This window comes from Caproicibacter fermentans, assembly GCF_014303955.1.
Classification (GTDB): Bacteria; Bacillota; Clostridia; order Oscillospirales; family Acutalibacteraceae; genus Caproicibacter; species Caproicibacter fermentans.
Window position 1 is genome coordinate 3474909 of the sequence record NZ_CP060286.1, and the last position, 22986, is coordinate 3497894.

Annotated in this window: 25 protein-coding genes; 13 read left to right on the forward strand and 12 right to left on the reverse strand. The window is 54.1% G+C overall.

Features of this window, described 5'->3' with window-relative positions:
- Positions 1-4 precede the first annotated feature (4 nt).
- The 3 genes from HCR03_RS17215 (at position 5) to dcd (ending at position 1877) form a co-directional block, all read left to right on the forward strand.
- On the forward strand, positions 5-403 hold the full coding sequence (locus tag HCR03_RS17215; protein ID WP_066645243.1) for a Fur family transcriptional regulator: 399 nt from the start codon (positions 5-7) through the stop codon (positions 401-403).
- 502 nt (positions 404-905) lie between these two features.
- Positions 906-1184, forward strand: a complete 279-nt coding sequence (locus tag HCR03_RS17220) for a zinc-ribbon domain containing protein (protein ID WP_066645245.1) — start codon at positions 906-908, stop codon at positions 1182-1184.
- Between the two features lie 165 nt (positions 1185-1349).
- Positions 1350-1877, forward strand: a complete 528-nt coding sequence (gene dcd, locus HCR03_RS17225) for a dCTP deaminase (protein ID WP_066645247.1) — start codon at positions 1350-1352, stop codon at positions 1875-1877.
- A gap of 37 nt (positions 1878-1914) precedes the next feature.
- On the opposite strand, the gene HCR03_RS17230 is transcribed toward dcd, so the two are convergent.
- The 6 genes from HCR03_RS17230 to HCR03_RS17255 all read right to left on the reverse strand — a co-directional run bounded on the left by HCR03_RS17230 (position 1915) and on the right by HCR03_RS17255 (position 7768).
- Complete coding sequence (locus HCR03_RS17230; protein WP_187035608.1) at positions 1915-2607, reverse strand: anaerobic ribonucleoside-triphosphate reductase activating protein; 693 nt, start codon at positions 2605-2607, stop codon at positions 1915-1917.
- Entirely contained in the window at positions 2604-4700 is a 2097-nt protein-coding gene (locus HCR03_RS17235) for a ribonucleoside triphosphate reductase (protein WP_187035610.1), read from the reverse strand. Before HCR03_RS17235 ends, HCR03_RS17230 begins: the two co-directional genes overlap by 4 nt.
- Positions 4701-4821: 121 nt before the next feature.
- Positions 4822-5247, reverse strand: a complete 426-nt coding sequence (locus tag HCR03_RS17240; RefSeq protein WP_156990028.1) for a Fur family transcriptional regulator — start codon at positions 5245-5247, stop codon at positions 4822-4824.
- Between the two features lie 29 nt (positions 5248-5276).
- Positions 5277-6095: a metal ABC transporter permease gene (locus HCR03_RS17245; protein ID WP_187035612.1), complete on the reverse strand. Its 819-nt coding sequence runs from the start codon at positions 6093-6095 to the stop codon at positions 5277-5279.
- Complete coding sequence (locus tag HCR03_RS17250; protein WP_066645259.1) at positions 6096-6875, reverse strand: metal ABC transporter ATP-binding protein; 780 nt, start codon at positions 6873-6875, stop codon at positions 6096-6098.
- Positions 6872-7768, reverse strand: a complete 897-nt coding sequence (locus HCR03_RS17255) for a metal ABC transporter solute-binding protein, Zn/Mn family (RefSeq protein WP_187035614.1) — start codon at positions 7766-7768, stop codon at positions 6872-6874. Before HCR03_RS17255 ends, HCR03_RS17250 begins: the two co-directional genes overlap by 4 nt.
- Positions 7769-8038: 270 nt before the next feature.
- On the opposite strand from HCR03_RS17255, the gene HCR03_RS17260 reads away from it, so the two are divergent.
- The gene (locus tag HCR03_RS17260; protein ID WP_066645265.1) at positions 8039-8248 is read left to right on the forward strand and encodes a DUF378 domain-containing protein; all 210 of its coding nucleotides are present in this window, start codon (positions 8039-8041) and stop codon (positions 8246-8248) included.
- Positions 8249-8326: 78 nt separating this feature from the next.
- Here the strand turns inward: HCR03_RS17260 and HCR03_RS17265 are convergent, their stop codons facing one another.
- Entirely contained in the window at positions 8327-9094 is a 768-nt protein-coding gene (locus HCR03_RS17265) for a type III pantothenate kinase (protein ID WP_066645271.1), read from the reverse strand.
- A 173-nt stretch (positions 9095-9267) separates the two neighbouring features.
- Here HCR03_RS17265 and HCR03_RS17270 point away from each other — a divergent pair, with 173 nt between their 5' ends.
- The gene (locus HCR03_RS17270) at positions 9268-10167 is read left to right on the forward strand and encodes a hypothetical protein (RefSeq protein WP_187035616.1); all 900 of its coding nucleotides are present in this window, start codon (positions 9268-9270) and stop codon (positions 10165-10167) included.
- A gap of 6 nt (positions 10168-10173) precedes the next feature.
- On the opposite strand, the gene feoB is transcribed toward HCR03_RS17270, so the two are convergent.
- Genes feoB through HCR03_RS17285 form a run of 3 tightly spaced genes read right to left on the reverse strand, consistent with a single transcriptional unit; the run spans position 10174 to position 13118 of the window.
- Positions 10174-12015 carry a ferrous iron transport protein B gene (gene feoB, locus HCR03_RS17275; protein WP_187035618.1) on the reverse strand — a complete coding sequence of 614 codons (1842 nt, stop codon included), beginning with the start codon at positions 12013-12015 and terminating at the stop codon, positions 10174-10176.
- Between the two features lies 1 nt (position 12016).
- Positions 12017-12538: a spore maturation protein gene (locus tag HCR03_RS17280; RefSeq protein WP_139104062.1), complete on the reverse strand. Its 522-nt coding sequence runs from the start codon at positions 12536-12538 to the stop codon at positions 12017-12019.
- Positions 12531-13118 (reverse strand): nucleoside recognition domain-containing protein, encoded by a 588-nt coding sequence (locus HCR03_RS17285; protein ID WP_321173051.1) that lies wholly within the window; start codon positions 13116-13118, stop codon positions 12531-12533. The genes HCR03_RS17280 and HCR03_RS17285 overlap by 8 nt, the downstream gene beginning before the upstream one ends.
- Positions 13119-13291: 173 nt before the next feature.
- Here HCR03_RS17285 and HCR03_RS17290 point away from each other — a divergent pair, with 173 nt between their 5' ends.
- Together HCR03_RS17290 and HCR03_RS17295 are read left to right on the forward strand one after the other, a co-directional pair.
- Complete coding sequence (locus HCR03_RS17290) at positions 13292-13567, forward strand: AbrB/MazE/SpoVT family DNA-binding domain-containing protein (protein ID WP_066645282.1); 276 nt, start codon at positions 13292-13294, stop codon at positions 13565-13567.
- Positions 13545-14120 carry an HD domain-containing protein gene (locus HCR03_RS17295; protein WP_228725006.1) on the forward strand — a complete coding sequence of 192 codons (576 nt, stop codon included), beginning with the start codon at positions 13545-13547 and terminating at the stop codon, positions 14118-14120. Before HCR03_RS17290 ends, HCR03_RS17295 begins: the two co-directional genes overlap by 23 nt.
- A 78-nt stretch (positions 14121-14198) precedes the next feature.
- Here the strand turns inward: HCR03_RS17295 and HCR03_RS17300 are convergent, their stop codons facing one another.
- Together HCR03_RS17300 and HCR03_RS17305 are read right to left on the reverse strand one after the other, a co-directional pair.
- Positions 14199-14732, reverse strand: a complete 534-nt coding sequence (locus HCR03_RS17300) for a cysteine hydrolase family protein (RefSeq protein WP_187035620.1) — start codon at positions 14730-14732, stop codon at positions 14199-14201.
- 47 nt (positions 14733-14779) lie between these two features.
- On the reverse strand, positions 14780-15958 hold the full coding sequence (locus HCR03_RS17305; RefSeq protein ID WP_066645286.1) for a DegT/DnrJ/EryC1/StrS family aminotransferase: 1179 nt from the start codon (positions 15956-15958) through the stop codon (positions 14780-14782).
- Between the two features lie 295 nt (positions 15959-16253).
- Between HCR03_RS17305 and HCR03_RS17310 the strand changes: the two genes are divergently transcribed.
- The 6 genes from HCR03_RS17310 to HCR03_RS17335 all read left to right on the forward strand — a co-directional run bounded on the left by HCR03_RS17310 (position 16254) and on the right by HCR03_RS17335 (position 22950).
- Positions 16254-16835, forward strand: a complete 582-nt coding sequence (locus HCR03_RS17310; protein ID WP_228725007.1) for an acyltransferase — start codon at positions 16254-16256, stop codon at positions 16833-16835.
- Entirely contained in the window at positions 16835-17962 is a 1128-nt protein-coding gene (locus tag HCR03_RS17315; RefSeq protein WP_187035624.1) for a DegT/DnrJ/EryC1/StrS family aminotransferase, read from the forward strand. The genes HCR03_RS17310 and HCR03_RS17315 overlap by 1 nt, the downstream gene beginning before the upstream one ends.
- A 22-nt stretch (positions 17963-17984) precedes the next feature.
- Positions 17985-19304 carry a nucleotide sugar dehydrogenase gene (locus HCR03_RS17320; protein ID WP_156990021.1) on the forward strand — a complete coding sequence of 440 codons (1320 nt, stop codon included), beginning with the start codon at positions 17985-17987 and terminating at the stop codon, positions 19302-19304.
- 200 nt (positions 19305-19504) lie between these two features.
- Positions 19505-20605 carry a Gfo/Idh/MocA family protein gene (locus tag HCR03_RS17325; protein WP_187035626.1) on the forward strand — a complete coding sequence of 367 codons (1101 nt, stop codon included), beginning with the start codon at positions 19505-19507 and terminating at the stop codon, positions 20603-20605.
- 12 nt (positions 20606-20617) lie between these two features.
- Positions 20618-21709: a non-hydrolyzing UDP-N-acetylglucosamine 2-epimerase gene (wecB, locus tag HCR03_RS17330; RefSeq protein ID WP_066645295.1), complete on the forward strand. Its 1092-nt coding sequence runs from the start codon at positions 20618-20620 to the stop codon at positions 21707-21709.
- Positions 21706-22950 carry a glycosyltransferase family 4 protein gene (locus tag HCR03_RS17335; protein WP_066645296.1) on the forward strand — a complete coding sequence of 415 codons (1245 nt, stop codon included), beginning with the start codon at positions 21706-21708 and terminating at the stop codon, positions 22948-22950. The genes wecB and HCR03_RS17335 overlap by 4 nt, the downstream gene beginning before the upstream one ends.
- Positions 22951-22986: the final 36 nt, after the last annotated feature.

Sequence of the window (22986 nt, forward strand, 5' to 3'; positions counted from 1 at the left end):
ACCTATGGAGAAACGACGAAACTACAGTCGGAAACGGGAGGCGATTTTGAACGCCGTACGTTCCACGACAAGCCATCCCACAGCGGACTGGGTTTACGAAAAGCTGAAACCGGAATATCCCGATTTGAGCCTCGGCACGGTTTACCGGAATCTGGCGCAGTTTAAACAGGACGGCACTATTATCAGCGTCGGTGTGGTCAACGGTCAGGAGAGATATGACGGGAACGTGAAACCACACACCCATTTTGTCTGCTCAAAATGCGGGTCCGTGATTGATATACCGGACGACTATATCGGCGCGGACCGGATTGAACAGGCGGAACGAAAATACCGTCTGCGAATTGATTCGACGGATATTCTGCTTCGGGGCGTTTGTCCCGATTGCCTGAAAAAAGCAGAGTAAAAAAAGCAAAAGCGGAATATCTGCTGCGGTTCAAAAACCAACTTATGACACGTTTCCCGATACCGGAGATGACCAAGCATGCGAGTCACGGTTACGGATTCCGCGCCTTTAAAGTCGTTATTTTTACAAGTGATTTTTACAGCGGTCAGAATATGCCGGACCGGCGGAATTTTCCGCCGGTCTCTTTTTCCTTTTTTGTCAAACGCGGGCATGGTCCTTTTACTCCCGGAAAGAATCGTGTTTCTCTCTTAATCGTCAATATATCTGAAAAAAAACGGATATTTCATGACTAACTAGAAAGTATTTTAAATATTTTTCACTTATTCAAAAATAACGCTTGACAATTTTATCATTCTGGTATAATCTATGTTGCGTAGAGGTGAGAAATCACACTCGTTATAGATGCCCCAGTAGCTTAACGCAAGAGCATTTGGTAAATTCCAAAGGTTGTCGGTTCAACTCCGTCCCAGGGCAAAAAATTATCACAAGTGAGGTAAAAAATATGTTTGAGGACAAAACGTTAGTCTGTCAGGAGTGCGGGAAGGAGTTTGTCTGGACTGCCGGCGAGCAGGAATTTTACTCTGCGAAAGGGTTTACCAATGAACCGAAAAGGTGCCCTGAATGCCGGAAAGCCCGCAGGATGAGCCAGAAACCGCAGAGAGAGATGTTCGACGCTGTTTGCGCAGCGTGCGGAGCTCCGTGCAAGGTTCCGTTCCAGCCGACGGAGGGTCGTCCGGTTTACTGCAGCGAATGCTTTGCGAAGATGAAAGAAGAAGCCTGAACCTGAGAATACATGAAGGCCGGAGCCGATGCGCCGGTACTGTTTCTTGTAATTCGGTCGGAAAGTGAATTATGTACGATAAATGCGGGCGACCGCATTTATCGTATTTTTGTATCAGGGTCCGGTCATGAAGATTTGTCCTTTATATGGGAAAGGAAGCAAGCTATGATCCTGTCGGGCAGGGAAATTCTCCGCCGCATGGGCGGCGATATCGTCATTGAGCCCTTTGATGAGAAAAAAATCAATCCGAACAGCTATAATCTGTCTTTGTACAATGAACTGCTCGTTTATGAGAAAACCGTTCTGGATATGAAAAAGCCGAATCCGGTTCGGAAAATTCTGATTTCCGAGTCCGGCCTCCGGCTGGAGCCCGGGCGGCTGTATCTGGGAAGAACGGCGGAATATACGCGCACCGAGCGCCTGGTGCCTATGCTGGAAGGGCGTTCCTCCGTCGGGCGGCTGGGTTTGTTTATCCATATCACCGCGGGATTCGGCGACGTGGGCTTTTCCGGATACTGGACGCTTGAGATGTTCTGTACGCAGCCGATCGTGATCTATCCGGGGGTTGAAATCTGCCAGATTTATTACCACACGATCGAGGGGGACTACGACCCGTACCAAAGCGGCAAATACCAGAACAACAGCGGGATTCAGCCAAGCCTGCTGTACCGGGAATTTGAACCGGAAGAATAAAGCGAACCGCCTTTTCCGGCCGGAAAAGGCGGTTCGCTTATTTTGACAGATCCATGTTCGGCTGCGCGGAAGCCATTTTGCGGGCAAAGCCGGCGATCTGTTCCTGCGTCCACGGCGCGGTGCAAATCCGTTCCTCGTCGCAGGGCTTGTACGGCGACGGCTTTCGGTAGCGGTTCAGCGTCCACCGGGGAACGGCGGGAAGCTCCGCGGCCATTTGCAGCAGGTCGGATTTCTGAAGCTGGGGAATAACGGTTGTACGAACCTCGAACGGCGCCCCGCTGTCCAGGAGAAGCTCCACGGTTTCCCGCACGGCGGCGGCGTCGGCTCCGGTGCCGCAAATTTCCTCATAGCGTGCGGACGGCGCCTTGTAATCCACCGCAAAATAGCTGCACGCGCCGCTTTTCAGCACTTCCGAGACCGCTGCGGGATTCGAGCCGTTCGTATCCAGCTTGACCCGGTAGCCGAGGGACTTAAATTCCAGCAAAGTATCGGTCAGCTCGGGCTGCAGGGTCGGTTCCCCTCCGGTTACGACCACGGCGTCGAGCAGGCCCGCGCGCTTTTTCAAAAACGTAAGAACGGCGTTCGGGTCAAGAATTTCATGCGGGCCGGCGAGCAGCGAACGGTTGTGGCAGTAAAAACAGTCGTAATTACAGCCGGGAACGAACAGCACGCAGGAAACAAGCCCCGGATAGTCGACAAGCGAGCTCTTCTGAATCCCCGCGAAAATCATATGGCCTGTTCCTTGATCACATATTTTTTGCGTTCGCGGTATTCTTCCTGCTTGCCGCGGTTAAAGTTCTGAACCGGGCGCAGATACCCGACGACACGGCTCCAGACTTCGGCGGGCTTTCCGCAGTGGGGGCAGGTGAAATGTTCGCCGGCGAGATAGCCGTGGTCGCTGCAGATGGAGAAGGTCGGGGTCAGGGAAATATAGGGGAGCTTGTAGTTGGTGAAAATCTTACGGATCAGGCGCTTGGCGGCCTCGGTGTCGTGAATTTCCTCACCCAGATAGAAATGCAGAACCGTTCCGCCGGTATAAAGAGACTGCAGCTCATCCTGAAGATCAAGCGTTTCAAAAATATCGTCCGTGTACCCGACGGGCAGCTGGGTCGAATTCGTGTAGTAAGGCTCCTGTTCCCCCGCGGTGATGATGTCGGGATAGCGGGCCTTATCCAGCCGGGCAAGGCTGTAGCTGGCGCCTTCCGCGGGCGTCGCTTCCAGATTGTAATAGTGGCCGGTCTCTTCCTGAAGGTTCAGTATGAAGTCGCGCATGTAGTTGAGCGTGTCGACTGCAAACTTCTGCCCTGCTTCCGTTGTCAGGTCACAGTCTTTGCCGTACAAGTTCATGCAGGCTTCGTTCATTCCGATCAGGCCGATCGTGTTGAAATGATTGTACCAGTAATCCCCGGTCTTTGCCTTGACGTCTTTGAGATAATTGCGGGAGTACGGGTACAGTCCGCGCTCGGTCTGCTCCTCAATGACCTTTCTCTTGATTTCGAGACTTTCCTTGGCGATGGTCATTTCTTTCCAAAGGCGCATGCGGAATTCGGATTCCGTTTTGGAAACATAGGCGATGCGCGGCAGATTGACGGTTACAACGCCGATGGACCCGGTCAGAGGATTGGAACCGAACAGGCCGCCCCCGCGCTTGCGCAGCTCGCTTTTGTCGATCCTCAGGCGGCAGCACATGGAAAGCGCGTCTTCGGGGGAGAGGTCGGAGTTGATATAGTTGGAGAAGTAGGGAATTCCGTATTTGCAGGTGATTTCCATAAAACGGTTGACGACGGGGCTGTCCCACTGAAAATCCTTTGTGACGTTGATGGTCGGAATCGGGAAGGTGAACACGCGTCCCTTGCTGTCGCCCTCCATCATCACGTCGCAGAACGCGAGGTTGATGATGTCCATTTCTTTCTGAAAATCACCGTATTTTTCCGGCATCACGGCTCCGCCGACCGTTACGTTCTGGTCGCGCAGCGTGCGGGGGACGACAATATCGAACGTCAGATTTGAAAACGGGCACTGAAAACCGACGCGGGTCGGTACGTTCAGATTGAATATGAACTCCTGAAGCGCTTGCTTGACCGCTTGATAATCCATGTGATCGTAACGGACGAACGGCGCGCAGTAGGTGTCGAACGACGACCAGGCCTGTGCTCCGGCGGTCTCGCCCTGGGTCGTGAACGTGGAATTGACAATTTGCCCCAGAAAAGAACGCAGGTGCTTCGGCGGTTTGGATTCCACCTTGCCGGACACGCCGCCGAATCCGCCCTGAAGAATCTGCCGCAGGTCCCAGCCCGCGCAGTACGGGCCGAAGAATCCGAGGTCGTGAATGTGAATGTCTCCCGACAGATGCGCGTCGCGGATTTCCTGCGGATAAATCTCATGCAGCCAGTAGTTTTTGGTAAACGCTTCGCGGACATAATTGTTCAGTCCGTTGATTGATTTCTGCGTGTTGGCGTTCTCGTTGATTTTCCAGTCGCTGTCGTTCAGATATTCGCCGAACATATTGATCGTCGCGCCGATCAGCGCGTTGGATTCGCGCGCGGAGCGTCTTTTCTCGCGGTACAGAATATAAGCCTTGGCTGTTTTTGCGTGTCCGTTTTCAATCAGGACCTTTTCGACGATGTCCTGAATTCCCTCAACGTCTGCTACGCCCTCCGGGTATTTTTGCGAAGCGATGGAAACAACCTGATCCGCCAGATGTTCCGAAGTGGCGAAATCGTCTCCCCCGACCGCGGTCGCGGCCTTAAAAATCGCCCACACGATTTTTTCCTTTTTAAACAGCGCTTTGGTCCTGTCCCTTTTGATAATATGTGTCAGCATGAACATTCCTCCCGCATTCCCCTTCAGACAGGGCAATATATAGTTTATTGCTTTACTGCGAATACTATATATACTAATATCTATACGGGGATTTGTCAATAGAACGGGAGGGAAAAGAGTTTCAGCCTTTCCGTTTGCCGCGGCAGTCCCGGCAGTAGCCGTAAATTTCAAGGCTGTGTCCGGTCACGTCAAAACCGGTTTTGTCGGTCAGTTCCTTTTCGTAGGATTTCAGCGGGCAGTCGTCCAGCGGGAACATCCTGTGGCAGCCAAGGCAGACCAGATAGTGGCGGTGCTTGTCGTCCAGCTCAAACAGGGCGCCGCACTCTTCCACCGTGCTCAGCCGGCGAACGGCTTTTTTTTCAATCAGAAGCTCCAGAACGCGGTAGACGGTGGAAAGACTGACGGTTTCCCCCTGCTCCCGCAGCCCGAAAAAAATACCTTCTGCCGAAACAGGCCGGCCGCTTTGCTCCAGAATCCCGATGATCTCCCGGCGCTGCCGGGTGTTTTTCAGTCCGCAGCTTTTCAGGCGGCCCTTGCTGTCTTCCATGATGTTTCTTCCTCCCGGGTTCAGAATTTTTAGGAAACACGGCCCTGTTCCCGGCCCCGCAGACCGTACACAATCAGATAGCTCACGGCGGAAAGGATTACAATGCAGGCCCCCGAAGCGATATTCAGCGTATAGGAGAGCCAGAGCCCCGCGAGGCAGAAAACCGCACCGAAGAAGATGGAGTAGCAGATCCGTCTGCCGAAGCTGTTCGTCAGCAGGCCCGCGACAGCCGCGGGCGCGGTCAGAAGCGCCAGCACAAGAATGATCCCGACCACCCGGATCAAAACCACGACGGTCATCGCGACCAGGATCAGCAGGAGATAATTGAGGCGCGCGGTATCGACTCCCATCACGGCCGCGAATTCCTCGTCGAACAGGTAGGCCTTCCAGGTGTCGTAAAAAACGGCCACGGCGGCAAGAACCAGAACCGTGAGGCATGCCATCAGAAGAAGATCGCCGCGCGTCACGGAGAGAATGTTTCCAAACAGATACGAGGTCATGTCGGGCGGGTAACCCGGAGTCAGCGCGACGAAAAGGATTCCCAGCGCCATGCCGAACGACCAGAACAGGCCGATGACAACGTCGGAATGCGTTGTTTTCCTCCGGCTGATTTTTCCGATGGCGAGCGCGCCGCCGACCGCAAACAGAAAAGCGCCGAGAATGGGCTCGAATCCCAGCAGGTACCCAAGCCCCACGCCTCCGTAAGAGGTGTGCGCGATCCCGCCGCTGAGCATGACAAGCTTTTTTTCGATGACGATGACGCCGATGATGCCGCAGACAATGCTGGAAAGCAGACCCGCGGCCAGCGCGTTCTGAAGAAATTGATATTGAAACAAAGCGGAAATCATTTATCGGTCCTCCCCGTGCGTTTTTAAAACCCGATGCGGCACGCCGTGCGCGATCAGGTCGACCGGGCAGCCGTAAAGGGCGTCGACCGTGTTGCGGTCGAGTTCCGGCTCGCCGTGGTAAACCAGACCGCCGTTGAGACAGGCCAGCCGGTGGACCCGGGAGGACACCGCCATCATGTCGTGCGTGACAAGCAGAATCGTCATTTTACGGTTTAGCTCCCCCAGCAGGTCGTAAATCTGTCTGCGCGATTTTGCGTCGACACTTGCGGTCGGCTCGTCCAGCAGAAGAATTTTCGGGTTTTCCGCAAGGGCGCGGGCGACCAGCATCCGCTGGAATTCTCCGCCGGACAGGCCGGAAATCTGCCGGGAGGCGAGCTCTCCGATGCCGACTTCTTGAAGCGCGGCGTCGGCAGCCGCGCGGTCGGCTCCGGAATACCGGTGAAAGGGAAGGCGGCTTCGTGTCAGCCGTCCGGTCAGGACGACTTCGCGCACCGTAACCGGGAAGCTGCGGTCAATATTCGCAAACTGCGGAACGTATCCGACCAGCATGCCGGTTTTGCCCGGGGCTTTTCCGCAGATCGAAATGCTTCCTGCCGAGATCGGCACAAGGCCCAGAATGGAGCGGAGCAGGGTGGTTTTTCCGCCCCCGTTCGGCCCAATGATCCCCAGATATTCCCCCTGAGTGACGTCAAGGCTGACATCATGCAGGGCGGTGAATGCCCCGTACCGGACGGTTACGTGACTGATTTCTACGACTTTTTGACCGGGCTCTGCCGTCATTTCATAGCCTCCACCATGGTATTTGCCATTTTTTTCAGATTTTCCACATAATCGGGCGCAAGCGGGGAAAGTTCCACGGTTTTTCCGCCGATTTCCTCCGCGAAGGCCTTTGACTGCTTGCTGTCGATTTCCTCCTGATAGAAAATTGCGCGGATCTTTTGCTTTTTTGCCAGATCAACCATTTCCTGCAGATGCTGCGGAGTCGCTTCCTTGCCCTCCTCCTCGAGCGAATACATGGTCAGGCCGTAGTCTTCGGCCAGGTAACCGAACGCAGGGTGAAAGACAAGAAAGCTTTTATTTTGCATGTTGGAAAAGATGTTTTTCAAATCGGAATCCAGCGAATCAAGCTGCTTTGCATAGTTCTCAGCATTCTGCCCGTACTGCGCTTTGTGCTGCGGATCCACCGTTTCACATTCCCGAGCAATGGTTTCCACCATCACCTTTGCGCGCTTGGGGGAAAGCCAGATGTGCGGGTCGCGTTCCCCTGACGGGAACGTGCGGTCTGGGTATTCCTTTGAAACGGCATCCTGAAGGCGGATGACTTTTATGGTATCCAAATCGGCTATAGCCGGGAGAATAGAAGATTCCTCAACGGGTACACCCACCGCAAAATAAAGGGCCGCACGGCTGAGTTCCTCTTTTTCTTTGGGCGTCGGCTCATAGGTTTCCGGGCTGTATCCGGAAGGGACGGCGGTCATTACCTCCATATAGTCGCCGCAGACAGCTTGGGCGAAGGTTGCCTCCGGCACGACGGTTACGGCAATAACAGGTTTCTGATCCGATTTTTCCGGCACGGACGAAGATGCCTGCTGTACGCCGGACGACGAGGCGCATCCTGTCAGAACCATCGTAAAGGAGATCAGCATTCCAATGTAAAAGTTAAATCGTTTCATTAGTTCACTCCATTCCAAATGCGAATAATTTGCATTTGCATTATGCATTCTATCATAGAAGAATGGATTTGTAAATGTTTTATTTTATGGAGAAAGGGATAGAATATTTTCTGACCGAGCCATAAGTCGCGCAAACGAAAAAACACGATCATATTGCGTGCGGCGTTGGCCGCACCTGTAAATCCCGCCGCATAAAAATATAAAAATATGATTCTTTGATGAATAATATGAATTTCCTCGGTAAAAATACTTTTTGAAAGGGGTAATATCATGCTTGATAAAATTGCTTTGATTCTGGTCATTATCGGCGGACTGAATTGGGGGTCCATCGGACTTTTCGGGTTTGACATTGTCGCTTGGATCTTTGGCGGGCAGCTCACGGCCGGCAGCCGCATCGTATTCGTCGTGGTAGCCATTTCCGCGCTGTGGTGCCTGAGATTTCTGTTTCGTGACGACGAAGAACCTGTTCACAACGCGTAGACTTTTTTTAACCTTAAAATAGCCGTCGTTCCAAACTTAGGGAACGGCGGCTTTTTCGTGATTAATCAGGTACTTTGTTTACGGTTTGTTTTTCTCATAAAGAATCCGCAGGCCCTCCAGAAGAAGCGTGTCGCAATAGACGATATCGCGTTCACATTGTTGAATAACTTCCTTGGATAAACCGCCTGTGGCCACAATGCGGCATTTTTTGCCGAGTTCCTTTTCCATGTGGGCGCACATGCCGTCGATCATGCAGGCGGTTCCGTTAATCAGGCCGGAGCGCATACATTCGGCGGTGCTCCCGCCGATAAAGTGCTTGGGAGCCTCCAGGCTGACGGAGGGAAGCTGGGCGGTGCGGTTCGTCAGCGCGTCCAGCGAAATTCCGACCCCGGGGGCAATCGCCCCGCCAAGCATCCGACGGTTTTCGTCCAGAACGACAAATGTCGTGGCCGTTCCCATGTCAAGAATAATGCAGGGGCCTTGAAACAGCTCCGCGGCTGCCACGCAGCCGACGATCAGGTCCGCGCCCACAGCTTCGGAGTTATTGAGGTCGATGAATATGTCTGTTTTGGTTTCAGGCCCCACGCAGAACGGCTCCGTTCCGGTCAGGCGGCGAATCGCCCGTTTCAGGTAAAGATTGACGGACGGAACGACCGAGCTGATTGCCGTCCCCTCAATCTGCCGGAAGGAAACGCCGTGGATATCCAGAATTTCTTTCAGTTCGATTGCGTACTGATCTTCCATCCTCATGCGGTCCGTCGCCATGCGCGAAACAAAAAGCAGCTTTGTGCCCTCGTAAACACCCAAAGTGATATTTGTGTTGCCGATGTCCAGAACCAGAATCATTCGAAATCCGCTCCCGCCGTGGAAACAGGAATTTCCCCGCTTCCGTTTTATCAAATACAGTTATTATAGCAAAGAGAGTTTTAGAATTCAATGCACAAAATAAAAAGAAATTAATTGGTTTTTTTTCATATCCTGATTTATAATACAAAAAGGATGCAGTGAGGAGGGATACGATGGAGAACACAGTTTACCCCGGGCGAAAGCGTATGCGCGGCGACCGCCATGACTCGTTCCGAATCCGGAAGGACGACCCTTTTTTCTCGGTGGTTCCCCATTTGATGCGGAACAGAACGGGAAGCATGGTCTTTTTTGAAGAAAAAATCGAGATCACCCATTTGGAGCAGTTCGTCAGGCGGATGCGCAGGGAAACCGGCATGACGGACCTGAGCACTCTTCATGTCGTCATGGCGGCGGCGGTGCGCCTGATCGCTCTTCATCCGGGTCTGAACCGTTATGTTTCCGGCAGAAAACTCTATGCCAGAAACCATATCGCCCTCTCCATCGCGGTGAAAAATACGATGAGTGAAACCGGTCAGGACACAACGCTGAAAACGTTGTTTTCTCCGACTGATTCACTGGAGGATATCTGGAAAAAGCTCCACGACGGGATCGCGGCGGTCAAGAATTCCGCGCAGAACAACGGCGCATACCGAACTGCGGGAATTTTAAGGCGCCTGCCCGTGTGTTTGCTGCGCTTTGTTGTGTTTGTGCTTTGGCATATGGATGAGGCCGGCCTGATGCCGGAAGCGATTCACCGCGTTTCTCCTTTCCACACAAGCGCCTTTGTTGTGGATATCGGTTCCACCGGAATCGGTTCCGTCTATCACCATCTCTATGATTTCGGGACCTGCCCGATTTTTATCTCCGTCGGAAAAAAGGAAACCACGTTCCGAATGAGCCGCCATGGCATAGCGAGACCCGTCAAAACGATTAATTTCCGCTTTGTCGTGGACGAGCGTATCTGCGACGGTTACTATTATGCCAGAGCAATGCGCCACTTCCGACGGATTCTGAAAAACCCGGACGTGTTGCTGACGTCACTTCCGTCGGCGGTGCCGGACCCCTGGCTTTAGCAGACGCTACGAAAACAGCCTTTGAAACAGCAGGGAGAGCTGATAGAACAGCGCGGAAACATACCACGCCGTGGCAAACTGATAGACGGCGCTGAACAGCGCGAACCGAAGTCCCGTTTCCCGGCGGATCGCGGCGAGCGCGGCGGAGCAGGGGGTATACAGAAGAATGAAGATCAGGTAGGAGCAGGCGCTGACCGGGCTGAACAGTTCCCGCAGGCCGGCGGCGGGGTTTCCAGTGCAAAGGACGCCGTAGGCCCCCACGATCGCTTCCTTTGCGACGAGTCCGGTCAGGAGCGCGACGGTTTGACGCCATCCCCCGAATCCGCACAGAGTAAAAATCGGGGCCACTGCCTGCCCCGCCGCCGACAGAAGGCTGCGGGAGCTGTCGGCGGTCATATGGAACTCCGTCGAGAGGGACTGAAGCAGCCAGATCAGCACGGTCGCAAAAAAGACAGTCGTTCCCGCGCGCTGAAGAAAATCCCGAACCCGTCTGCCGACATGTTTCCGGATGTTGTCCAGGGTTGGCAGGCGGTAATCCGGCAGTTCCATTAAAAATGGGGCCGGTTCCCCGCGCAGCACGGTGCTTTTGAGAAAGACCGCTGAAAAGAGCCCCATCAGCACGCCGAGCAGATAGATCAGAAACATGGCGAGCGGCTGGCGCTGTGCGAAGAAGACCCCCAGGAACAGGGTGTAAACCGGCATTTTCGCGCTGCATGATAGAAAGGGGGTAATCAGGACGGTCAGACGCCTGTCCTTTTCGCTTTCCAGAATCCGCGTTCCCATGACGGCCGGAACCGTGCATCCGAAGCCCATCAGAAGCGGCACGAAAGAGCGGCCGGAGAGGCCGATTTTTCTCATGGGGGCGTCCATGATGAACGCGGCGCGCGCCATGTAGCCGCTGTCCTCCAGGAAAGAAAGCAGAAGGAACAGAAGAACAATCTGCGGCAGGAATTTCAGCACCGCGCCGACGCCCGCGAGGACTCCGTCCAGTATCAGGCTCTTGATCCAGACGGACGCGCCGCGGGCTGAAAGAAAAGCGTTCAGCGCGCATGCCGCGGAATGAATCAGAAGCTCCATTGCGGAGATCATCGCGTTGCCGACGGAACCGAAGGTCAGCGCAAAAATTGCGAGAACAATCAAAAGAAACAGCGGAATGGAACAGTACCGGTTTGTGGCGATCCGGTCAATTCGTTCTGTTACCGTATGCGTGCTTTCCCCGCCCGTAACGGCTCTGGAGGCGATGGTATGAATATAGCGATAACGCGCCTGTGCCGCGTCCAGATCCGGATCGCCGCCGCCTGCCGCGTCATCTGCGAGCCGGAGCGGCGTTCGCGGCTCGCCCAGGGCCGCGAACGCCGTTTCAAGCAGGGTGTCGATCCCGATTCCATGCGTCGCGCAGACCGGGACGACCGGAATTCCCAGAAGAACGGAAAGCAGGCGGCAGTTTACTTTCCCTCCGCGCCGGTTGAGCGCGTCCGTCATGCTGAGGACCGCTACGACGGGAATTCCCAGCTCCAGCAGCTGGGTGGTCAGGTAGAGACCCCGTTCCAGACAGGTAGCGTCTATCACATTCAGAATCAGGTCCGGTTTTTCACGGTGTAAAAAATCGCCCGCAAGGGCCTCTTCCGGCGTATAGGGAATCAGCGAATAAACGCCGGGAAGATCGACAATGCGGGCCTTGCCGCCGTTCCAGCGGGCAAATCCGCTTTTCTTTTCAACCGTTACCCCCGGCCAGTTGCCGACGGTCGCGCTCGACCCGGTCAGCCGGTTAAACAGCGTCGTTTTTCCGCAGTTGGGGTTTCCCGCAAGGGCATAAACCGGGACGGTTTTCCAAATCTGTTGTTTCATATTAAGTAAAAAACAGCCGCACCGCCAAAGCCGAAACAATACAGACGGTCAGGTCGGCCGTCAGCGCGGCGGGTATGGTGTGGCGGGTCTTCTTGATTCCGACAGCCCCGAAATAAACGGCGATCGCGTAAAACGTCGTTTCGGTTGAGCCGGACATCACGGAAGCGACACGACCGACGAAGCTGTCTGGCCCGCAGTCGTAAAAAATCTGAGTCAGGACGGCGGTGGAACCGCTGCCGGAAACCGGACGGATCAGCGCGAGCGGCATCGCCTGCTTCGGCAGGCCGATCAGACTGGCGACAGGGGCCAAAAAGGAAGAAAGAAGGTCCAGAGCGCCGGACGCGCTGAGCATGGAGACGGCCATAATCAGGCCGATCAGCGACGGGAGAATCGAGACCGTGGAGCGCAGGCCCTCTTTGGCGCCGGCGACAAACGTATCGAAAACCGGAACCTTGCGAAGAAATCCGAACAGGACAATGCAAAGAACAACGGCCGGCATGACGAAAACTCCAAGCTTATCCACGGAGAAGGCCCTCCATCAGTTTCGCCGCGGTCAGGCCGACGATGACGGAGCAGACGGAAGTTACCCAAACCGCGGGCAGAATCTCGAACGGAGCGGCGGAACCGTACTGAGCCCTTAAAATTCCAAGAGTTGTGGGAATCAGCTGAATGGAGGCCGTGTTCAGAACAACAAAGGTTACCATGGAATTGTCCGCGGTCTGCGTCGGGTTGTTTTTTTTCAGTTCCTGCATGGCGGCGATGCCGAGGGGAGTGGCGGCGTTGCCTAAACCGAGCAGATTTGCGGTGATGTTCATGCACATCGCCTTCACGGCGGGACCGCCCGGCTTGCATTCCGGGAACAGGCGGCGCATCAGCGGATTCAGCGCTTTGGCAAGAAGCAGCGTCAGTCCGCCTTCGTCTGCGATTTTCATCAGCCCGGTCCAGGCGCACATCATTCCGGTCATCGACAAAACCAACGTCACCGCGCCGGAAGCGCCGCTTAACACAGCGTTTGAAAGCGGCTCCATCCTGCCGGTGACGGCGGCGCAGAAAACGCTGAACAGGATCATTCCCGCCCAAATGTAATTTAACAGTTTGTTCATCCCCTTTTTGGAAATTAACTGTATAATTACTATTCGTGACTAAAATTCAATATTATTGATTATGTTAAAAGTTTTTCACATTTTAAGTGTAACCGATTGACAAATATGGAAAATTATACTATAATCGATCCGATCAGAAAAAAGAGCCTTTTTGGTGAAAGGAAGTACTTTTATTGAAATCAACAGGAATTGTAAGAAAAGTTGATGAACTTGGTCGCATTGTATTGCCGAAGGAGTTGAGAGTGACCCTAAATATAAATGAAAAGGATCCTCTCGAAATATTCGTTGATGAAGACAATCGGATTGTTCTTCAAAAATACGAACCGGCATGCGTCTTCTGCAATGGAATGAACGGCATCATCAATTTCGGGGGCCACAATATCTGTCGCGACTGCCTTGAAAAGCTGGCGGAAAAAGCGGCGGAAAATGCGAAGGAAGAGAGAAAATAAGCCGATCTTGCCCGCCGGCGCCGTTGCCGGCAATTTTTATTGCCTGCTCTTACATAAAGAAGAGGCGAAGCAGAATATGCGGCTAACCCAAAATGAAAAAATTTATTTCAGCGAATGCGTGTCCGATTTGATGGATTCGGACCAGGTGCGGCGGATGAACCGATTTATCCAGCACGCGGACGTTTCCTGTCTGGAACACTGCATTTCCGTTGCCCGCACAAGCCTTTGGCTGAGCAGGCTGCTGGGAATTTCCGTTGACCGCAGGAGCATGATCCGCGGCGCTTTACTGCACGATTTTTTTCTGTACGACTGGCATGAAAAGAGCGACAGAAAAGGTCTGCACGGCTTTACGCATCCCAGAACGGCTCTGGAGAATGCACAGCGTGAGTTTGTGCTGAACGACCGGGAAAAGGATATTATTCTTCGGCACATGTGGCCGCTGACTCCGGTTCCGCCAAGGTACCGGGAAGGCTTTATTGTAAGCTTTTCCGATAAATATTGCTCCGTACTGGAAACGCTTCGATTTTACAAATCTGGCCGGACGTTGGATTAGCAAGACAGCAAAAAGGGTTTTCCCGCCGGGAAAACCCTTTTTTATGTAATCCAGGCTTGGTCTGCCGGGAAGAAAAGCTCAGGCTGAGATCAATTTTGCCAGATCTTTGAAAGGAATAACGGATGCAAAACGTCGGTCCCAAATCCGGCCGGAATAAAATTCGCACAGCTCGGCGGCGCGCATCGGTCCGTTGTCAAAGGTGGTGAAGGTTCCTTCCGGAATCAAAACACGGAATCCGAGTTCAAACGCCGTCTTGCAGGTGGAATCAATGCAGTATTCGGTCTGCATCCCCACAAGAATGATCTCCCGGATTCCTTTTTGGGTCAGATAATCCTTTAAACCTGTCTTGAGGAATGCGCTGTTATATGTTTTTGTAAAGATCTTTTCATCACTTTGGGGAGAAATCCGCGCGCAGATTTCAAATCCTCCCGTACCCGGTTCCAACTCGCTGCCTTTTCCGCCGTCGTGCCGAATGTAGATAACCTCCACGTCATTCTCTCTGCAAACGGGAATGAGAGCTTCTATGTTTTTCAAAACCTGTTCTCCCTGATAAGGGCCTTCATCCATCAGCCCATTCTGAACATCCACCACAAGCAAAGCCGTGTTTTTCATGTGACGCCTCCGTATTAAAAATCGGAGCGGTTTCCCGCTCCGATTTCCTATTTATGATAAGTCTCCACAATATTGCGAACGGCTTCAACCACGTAATCGGACTGCTCGTCTGAGAGCGTCGGGTACAGCGGCAGTGAAATGATGCGTTCGAAGTGCTTTTCGGTATTCGGAAAATCTCCCTTTTGGAACCCAAACCGCCCGGTGTAGGCACTCATGTTGGTAACTGGGATAAAATGGACGCTGGTGCCCACGTTGCGTTCGTTCAGCTCGACAATGAAGCGGTCCCGGTCAATGGTGAGCTTGTCCGGAACGATCCGCAGGACATACAGATGCCAGGAGTGCGTTGCATAATCCGGGACAAGCGGCGGCTCCACCGCGTCGATTTTTGAAAATTCACGTTGGTATTTTTCCGCGATCGCGATGCGCTTCGCCTGCATTTCCTGAATGCGGGAAAGCTGAATCAGGCCAAGCGCGGCCTGAATATCAAACATATTGTATTTGAATCCGGGCTCGCAGATGTCGTACTGCCACGTGCCGCCTTTCGCGTAACGGTTCCAGGCGTTGCGGCTCATGCCCTGCCCGGCCCAGATGCGCGCTTTCGCGTCGATTTCGTCGTCATCCGTCACGAGCATGCCGCCCTCGCCGGTCGTCAGGTTCTTCGTCGCGTAGAAGCTGTAGGAAGCAGCTCCTTTCAAGCCGTTTCCGATCAGCCGGCCCTTGTAGCGGCTTTCAAACGCGTGCGCGGCGTCCTCCGAAACGAACAGGCCGTATTTATCCGCAATCTCATAAATGCGGTCCAGGTCGCACACCTGTCCGCTGTAATGGACCGGCACGACGGCTTTCGTCTTTTTCGTTACTTTCTTTTCAATTTCGTCCGGGTCGATGCAGCCGGTGCTGTAATCAATATCCGCGAAAACCGGCGTTGCGCCGCAGTGGATAATGGTGTTCGCGGTGGATGCGAACGTCATCGGAGTCGTAATGACTTCGTCGCCCGGTCCGATTCCCGCGGAAAGCAGCGCCACGTGGAGCGCCGCCGTGCAGGAATTCATGGCGATCGCGTGCTTTGCGCCCAGATAGCCGGCGAATTCCTGCTCGAACTTTACGGTGCGCGGGCCTTTTGCAACCCACAGGGATTTGAGGGTTTCTTCCACTTCCCTGATTTCCGCTTCGGTCAGATCGGGAAGGTTATATGGGATAAATGTTTCTCGTTTTTGAAAATTCTTCATACTGTGTCCTTTCATTTTCCCTGTTATTTTTTCTCGGAAATTGGTTTATCATGCCGGGAAACTCAAAAGATATAAATAAATATAGTACCATTAACCGATAAAGTCAATCAAAAACAGATTCCCGGTCTGCGGTGATTGACTACGGGGCCGCTTGGGGCTATAATATACGGGTTAAGGCGGCATGCCGCCGCCGACACGCCCCGCCGGACGCAACAAACGAACCGAAAACAGGTTTTGGCGGGGAAGAAAGAGAAAATTCCCGGCTGTATTTAATAATAGAAACGGTGGCTTTTCTGTGAAAGAATCTGACAACTATTTCGCTCACCCGAGTGCTTGTGTGGATGAGGGGGCCGAAATCGGAGAGGGGACAAAAATCTGGCATTTCTGCCACATCAGCGCGGGCTGTTCTGTCGGCAGCGGATGTACGATCGGTCAAAATGTGTTTGTCGCCCCGGGCGTCAAAATCGGAGACAACTGCAAAATCCAGAACAACGTGTCCGTATATGAGGGCGTGGAGCTTGGAGATTACGTTTTCTGCGGGCCGTCCATGGTGTTTACCAACGTGCAGCGGCCGCGCTGCCGCTATCCGCAGCGGGGAGCGCAGTTTTACGCGAAAACCCCCGTGGGGGACGGCGCCAGCATCGGAGCGAACGCGACGATTGTCTGCGGGCACCGGATCGGCAGAAATTCTTTTATTGCCGCGGGAAGCGTCGTGACAAAGGACGTGCCGGACCACGCGATCATGATGGGATGTCCTGCCCGCCGGAGCGGATGGGCCTGCGAGTGCGGCGAAAAGCTGAACGAAGAGCTTGTGTGCCCCAAATGCGGCAGAAAATATGTGCAGGGCGAAAACGGCCTGAAGGAGGTACAAAAATAATGCAGAAGCTTGCGTTTAACGACCTTGGCGCTCAGTATCGCCAGTTAAAGGAAGAGATCGATGCCGGGATTGCCGGAGTCATTGAAAGCTCCCATTTCATTTCCGGCCCGCAGGTGGAGCAGCTGGAACAGGAGCTTGCCGCCTATGTCGGCAGGAAATACTGCGTTTCGGTCGGCAGCGGCACGGATGCCCTTTTGATGCCGCTGATGGCGGAAAAAATCGGTTCCGGCGACGCGGTGTTTGTTCCGGCGTTTACCTTTTTTGCAACGGCGGAGGTTGTCAGTCTGTGCGGCGCAACTCCCGTGTTCTGCGATTCCGACCCGGATACGTTTAATCTGAGCCCCGAATCGCTGGAAACTCAGATCGAAAAAACGCTTGCCGCCGGAAAGCTGAAGCCGAAAGCTGTCATTGCGGTCGACTTGTTCGGACAGCCGGCGGATTTTCCTGCGCTTCAGAAAATCTGCGACCGGTACGGCCTGAACCTGATGGAAGACGCCGCGCAGGGCTTTGGCGGCGCAATCGGTGAAAAAAAGGCCTGTTCGTTTGGAAAATACGCGGGAACCAGCTTCTTCCCCGCGAAGGCCCTGGGCTGCTACGGAGACGGCGGAGCGATCTTTACAGACGACGAACAGGACTACCGGCTTCTTTTATCCCTGCGCGTGCACGGAAAGGGAAGCTTTAAATATGAGAACGTGCGCCTGGGGCTGAATGCCAGACTCGACACCCTTCAGGCCGCGATTCTTTTGCCGAAGCTGCACGCGTTCGACGAGGAAAACGCACACCGCAGACGCGCGGCGGCCCGATACGCCGAACTCCTTGGCGACCGGTTCCGCGTTCCCGTTGTCAAAGAGGGATTCTCTTCCGGTTTTGGATATTATACGCTGAAGGCGGAAAACCTGAAAGAAAGAACGAAAATTCTCGACAGCCTGAAAGCGGCGGGAATCCCGGCGATGGTCTACTATCCAAAGCCGCTCCATCTGCAAAAGGTGTACGAGCCGCTGGGGTACCGGCCGGGCGATCTGCCGAACGCGGAACATCTCTGCGATACGGTTTTCAGCCTGCCGATGCACGGATATATCACGGAGGAAGAGATTGCCATGGTTTGCACGGCGCTCAAAAATCTTTAAATGCTGAAGCGAGGAAAGTAAAATGTCGAATTTAAAAATGGGACTGCTGGATAAAATAGAAAAGAAAACGGCCGTAGTCGGCATTGTCGGCCTCGGTTACGTCGGGCTGCCGCTTGCTGTGGAATTTGCAAAAGCGGGTTACCGGACGATAGGCTTCGACGTTCAGGCTAAAAAGGTGGAATCCGTGAACGCCGGGCATAATTATATCGGCGATATTGTAGGAGATACGCTGAAAGAGATGGTGGAAAACGGCAGGCTTTCCGCGACCTCCGACTTTTCGTTCATTCAGGGAGTGGACGCCGTCGCGATCTGCGTGCCGACCCCGCTCGATAAATATCAGCAGCCGGATATCAGCTATGTAAAGGGGTCCGCCGAATCCGTCGCGAAATTTGCGCACAGCGGCATGGTGGTCATTCTGGAGTCCACCACATATCCGGGAACAACGGAAGAGCTTTTAAAGCCGATTTTTGAAGAAAACGGGCTCACCTGCGGCGAGGATTTCTACCTTGCGTTTTCGCCCGAACGAGTCGATCCCGGCAACAAGCAGTATAAGACAAAAAATACGCCGAAAGTGGTCGGCGGTGTAGGCTCCGATTCCACAACGGTCGCGGCCGCGCTGTACCGCAGCGTTCTTGCCGGCGGCGTTTATGAAGTTTCCTGCCCGGCGGTCGCAGAAATGGAAAAGCTGCTGGAAAACACCTACCGCAACATCAACATCGGTCTGGTCAACGAAATGGCAATTATCTGTCACCGCATGGGAATCAACGTCTGGGAAGTGATTGAAGCCGCGAAGACAAAGCCCTACGGTTTTCAGGCGTTTTATCCGGGCCCCGGCCTTGGCGGGCACTGTATCCCGCTCGATCCGTTTTACCTGACCTGGAAAGCCCGCGAGTTCGATTATCACACCCGGCTGATTGAAACCTCCGGCGAAATCAACACGGGCATGCCGGAATATGTGGTTCAGCGCGCAATGGAAGTTCTGAACCGCGACGAAAAGGCGATGAACGGCGCGAAGGTGCTGGTTCTGGGCGTTGCCTATAAATCCGACATCGACGATTACCGTGAGAGCCCGGCGCTCAACGTGATTGACCTTCTGATTGCGAAAGGGGCCGACGTAACATTTTTCGACCCGTATATACCGCAGTACCGCCACAAGGGGAAAGTGCACGACGGTGCGAAAGAATTGACGGACGATATGCTTCGCGGAGCAGACTTGGTGCTTCTGTGCACGGCCCACTCGTGTTTTGACTATCAAAAGATTCAGGCGCTTTCCAAAGAAGTGTTCGATACCCGCAACGCGATGAAGGACATTGAGGACCGCTCAAACATCGAACTGCTGTAACTCCAATCCCCCCCGTTTTCCGGCGAAAGCGGGGGATTTTTCGGGCAGGCAGAGCCTGCTTCGGCCCGCCGGCCGGAATGCGAAAAAAATCAGCCGCGCCGGGCGGGACGGTACGGGGGCCCCGCTGGCGAAGCCTGTTTTTGCCGGACCGGTGACTGAAGTAACACAGGATATCAATGAAAAGAACAGGTGGATGAATCATGAAAAAATACCGTTTTATGCTGATCGGCTGCGGCCGAATCTCCAAAAATCATATTGCCGCGGCGGCGGCCAACCGGGACATCATGGAGCTTGTCGCCGTCTGCGACCCGATGACCGAAAAGGCGGAGCAGAAGGCGGACGACTGCAGAAACGCGGCGGGATATCGCCCCAAAGTATATGGGGATTACCAGAAAGCTTTAGCCGAACTGGAAATCGACTGCTGCTCCGTTGCGACCGAAAGCGGTTATCACGCGGAGATCGCGCTTGACTGCATCCGCGCGGGCAAGAACGTGCTGGTGGAAAAACCGATGGCTCTTTCCACAAAAGACGCTGAGCAAATGCTCAGCGAAGCGAAGGCGCATGGGGTGACGGTCGGTGTCTGTCACCAGAACCGTTTTAACGCTCCTGTTCAGGAACTGCACAGGGCGCTGAACGACGGCCGATTCGGCAAGCTCGTCAGTGGAACGGCGCGGATTCTGTGGAACCGCTCGATGCCTTATTATGAGCAGGCGCCGTGGCGCGGAACCTGGGCGCAGGACGGCGGCACCCTGATGAATCAGTGCATTCACGGCATCGACCTGCTTCAGTGGAACCTGGGTGGCGAACCGGATACCATTATGGCGATGACCGGGAATTATCTGCGTGACATTCAGGCGGAGGATTTCGGCGCAATTCTGATCCGCTTTAAAAACGGCGCGGTCGGCATTGTGGAAGGAACCGCCTGCGTCTATCCGAAGAATCTGGAAGAGACGCTTTCCGTATTCGGCGAGACCGGCGCCGCCGTGATCGGCGGCCTCGCGGTCAACCGCATCCAGACCTGGAATTTTTCTTCTCCCGCCGCGCAGGATTCCGAAGTGGAAAAACTGGCGGGAACCGACCCGAAGGATGTTTACGGAAGCGGCCATAACGCGCTTTATCAAAACTATATTGAAGCGATTGACAGCCACACCGAACCGCTTGTCAGCGGAGCGGAGGGCATCAAGGGAATGAAAATTATTCTGGCAGCTTACAAATCGCAGAAAACAGGCCTGCCAGTCAAATTTGATGACCTTGAATTTTCCACGCTCGACATGACGCATGAAGACGTCCGCGTCAATTAAGGGGAGCCGATCATGAAACTGATAACCGTAGTCGGCGCGAGGCCGCAGTTTATCAAAGCCTCGGTTGTGTCAATGGCCCTTGCCCATGTCTGCGACGAGGTGATCGTGCATACCGGGCAGCACTACGACCGCAATATGTCCGACGTCTTTTTTGAAGAACTGAAGATTCCGAAGCCGGCCTATCATCTCGGCGTCGGAAGCGGCACGCACGGAAAGCAGACCGGCGAAATGCTGATCAAAATCGAAGAGGTGCTGCAGAAGGAAACGCCGGATGCTCTGCTGGTTTACGGGGATACCAACTCCACCCTGGCGGGCGCGCTGGCCGCGGCAAAGCTGCACATTCCCGTCCTGCACGTGGAAGCGGGCCTGCGTTCCTTTAACCGCCGGATGCCCGAAGAGCTCAACCGTGTTTTAACGGATCATATCTCCGATTTGCTGTTTTGCCCGACGCAGACCGCCGTGCAAAACCTGAAAAACGAAGGGATCACGGCGGGCGTGCAAAACAGCGGCGACGTCATGCTGGATTCCGTTCTTCACTTTTCCAAACTCGCGGGTGAAAATCCGGAGAAAACGGCAATTTTTCAAAAGCTCGGCATTCAGCCGAAGCAATACCGTCTGGCTACGCTGCACCGCGCGGAAACCACGGACGGCGGACTTCCGGCGGTCGAACGCATTTTCCGCGCGTTTGAACGCCTTCCGCAGAAGGTTGTCATCCCGATTCATCCGCGCACCCGCAGCCTGGCGGAGAGCGCGATCGCGCAGTGCGGATTCCGGAATATCCAGCTGATCGACCCGGTCGGCTACCTCGAAATGCTTTTGCTGACTTCAAATGCCTGCCAGGTTTTAACCGATTCCGGCGGACTTCAAAAGGAAGCCTGGTTTCTCGAAATTCCCTGCGTCACCTTGCGCAGCGAAACCGAGTGGGTGGAGACGCTTGCCGGCAACTGGAATGTACTGTCCGCCCTGGAAACCGACGAAATTTACGACAAGGCGGTCAACACGAAAGTCGACCCCGCCGCGCGTTCCCAAATGCCGTTCGGCGACGGAAACGCCTCCGGCAAGATTGCGGCTGCACTGTTGCAAATGGGGGAGAACGTGAAGTGAATATCCTTTACATCAATCACTATGCCGGTTCCCGCCTGCACGGAATGGAGTTCCGCCCGTGGTTTATGGCAAAACGCTGGGTACAGGCGGGGCATACCGTTACCATTGCTGCCAGCTCCTATTCTCATCTGCGCACGAAGAATCCGGATCTGATGGCGAAAAAGTTTGAGGAGCAGACGCTCGATGGAATTCGCTATTTTTGGATTTCCGGCCCGGAATATCACGGAAACGGGATGGGCCGAATTAAAAATATGCTTTCGTTTCTCAGTGGACTATACCGCTACGGCTCAGAAATTGCCAAAACGGGCGCGCCGGATGCGGTGATCGCCTCTTCCACTTATCCACTTGATATATACCCTGCGTATCATATTGCTAAAAAATACGGAGCGTCATTAATTTATGAGGTGCACGATCTCTGGCCGCTCAGCCCGATCGAACTCGGCGGCATCAGCCCGAAGCATCCCTATATCCGGGTGATGCAGGCGGCGGAGAACTTTTGCTACCGGCACAGCGATCGTGTTGTCTCGTTGCTTCCGAACGCGAAGGAACACATGGTGGAGCATGGGATGGCTCCTGAAAAGTTTGTCTATGTTCCGAACGGCATTGAGAAAGCGGACTGGGAAAAGCCGTTTGGGAATCCGCCGGTTTACAGCGAACAGCTTTCCAAATTCCATGAACAGGGAGAATTTTTGATCGGTTACGCCGGCGCTCACGGAATCGCGAACGCGCTTGACAGTTTTGTGGAAGCGGGGGAACGTCTGCACGGCAAAAAAATCAGGCTTCTCCCGGTGGGGCCAGGCCCGGAGCGGGAACGCTTGATTCAGAAAGCGAAGGATAAAAATCTGGAGGACGTGGTTACGTTCCTGCCGCCGGTCGGGCGCGGCCAGATTCCGGAGCTTTTAAGCCAGATGGACGCGCTTTATATCGGACTGCAGCGCCAGCCGCTGTTCCGGTTCGGCGTAAGCCCGAATAAGCTGATGGATTATATGATGGCGGGGAAGCCGGTCATCTTTGCAATCGACGCGCCGAACGACATGGTCGCCGAAGCCGGATGCGGTATTTCAATCCCGCCGGAAGACAGCGCGGCCATTGCAGAGGCCGCGGAGAAGTTGGCCTCCTGTTCCAAAGAGGATCTTGAAAAGATGGGGGAGCGCGGCCGGGAGTATATTCTGCGAAATAATGAATACGACGTTTTGTCTAAAAAATTTTTAGACGCGCTGCGGTGCGGCAAGAAAAAGTGAAAACAGTTCGATCCGCCCGGCATCGGCCGGGCGGAT

Coding starts and splice junctions, on each gene's coding strand:
- HCR03_RS17215 (WP_066645243.1), top strand. CDS start 5: ATGGAGAAACGACGAAACTACAGTCGGAAACGGGAGGCGATTTTGAAC.
- HCR03_RS17220 (WP_066645245.1), top strand. CDS start 906: ATGTTTGAGGACAAAACGTTAGTCTGTCAGGAGTGCGGGAAGGAGTTT.
- dcd (WP_066645247.1), top strand. CDS start 1,350: ATGATCCTGTCGGGCAGGGAAATTCTCCGCCGCATGGGCGGCGATATC.
- HCR03_RS17230 (WP_187035608.1), bottom strand. CDS start 2,607: ATGATTTTCGCGGGGATTCAGAAGAGCTCGCTTGTCGACTATCCGGGG.
- HCR03_RS17235 (WP_187035610.1), bottom strand. CDS start 4,700: ATGCTGACACATATTATCAAAAGGGACAGGACCAAAGCGCTGTTTAAA.
- HCR03_RS17240 (WP_156990028.1), bottom strand. CDS start 5,247: ATGGAAGACAGCAAGGGCCGCCTGAAAAGCTGCGGACTGAAAAACACC.
- HCR03_RS17245 (WP_187035612.1), bottom strand. CDS start 6,095: ATGATTTCCGCTTTGTTTCAATATCAATTTCTTCAGAACGCGCTGGCC.
- HCR03_RS17250 (WP_066645259.1), bottom strand. CDS start 6,875: ATGACGGCAGAGCCCGGTCAAAAAGTCGTAGAAATCAGTCACGTAACC.
- HCR03_RS17255 (WP_187035614.1), bottom strand. CDS start 7,768: ATGAAACGATTTAACTTTTACATTGGAATGCTGATCTCCTTTACGATG.
- HCR03_RS17260 (WP_066645265.1), top strand. CDS start 8,039: ATGCTTGATAAAATTGCTTTGATTCTGGTCATTATCGGCGGACTGAAT.
- HCR03_RS17265 (WP_066645271.1), bottom strand. CDS start 9,094: ATGATTCTGGTTCTGGACATCGGCAACACAAATATCACTTTGGGTGTT.
- HCR03_RS17270 (WP_187035616.1), top strand. CDS start 9,268: ATGGAGAACACAGTTTACCCCGGGCGAAAGCGTATGCGCGGCGACCGC.
- feoB (WP_187035618.1), bottom strand. CDS start 12,015: ATGAAACAACAGATTTGGAAAACCGTCCCGGTTTATGCCCTTGCGGGA.
- HCR03_RS17285 (WP_321173051.1), bottom strand. CDS start 13,118: ATGAACAAACTGTTAAATTACATTTGGGCGGGAATGATCCTGTTCAGC.
- HCR03_RS17295 (WP_228725006.1), top strand. CDS start 13,545: ATGCGAAGGAAGAGAGAAAATAAGCCGATCTTGCCCGCCGGCGCCGTT.
- HCR03_RS17300 (WP_187035620.1), bottom strand. CDS start 14,732: ATGAAAAACACGGCTTTGCTTGTGGTGGATGTTCAGAATGGGCTGATG.
- HCR03_RS17305 (WP_066645286.1), bottom strand. CDS start 15,958: ATGAAGAATTTTCAAAAACGAGAAACATTTATCCCATATAACCTTCCC.
- HCR03_RS17315 (WP_187035624.1), top strand. CDS start 16,835: ATGCAGAAGCTTGCGTTTAACGACCTTGGCGCTCAGTATCGCCAGTTA.
- HCR03_RS17320 (WP_156990021.1), top strand. CDS start 17,985: ATGTCGAATTTAAAAATGGGACTGCTGGATAAAATAGAAAAGAAAACG.
- HCR03_RS17325 (WP_187035626.1), top strand. CDS start 19,505: ATGAAAAAATACCGTTTTATGCTGATCGGCTGCGGCCGAATCTCCAAA.
- wecB (WP_066645295.1), top strand. CDS start 20,618: ATGAAACTGATAACCGTAGTCGGCGCGAGGCCGCAGTTTATCAAAGCC.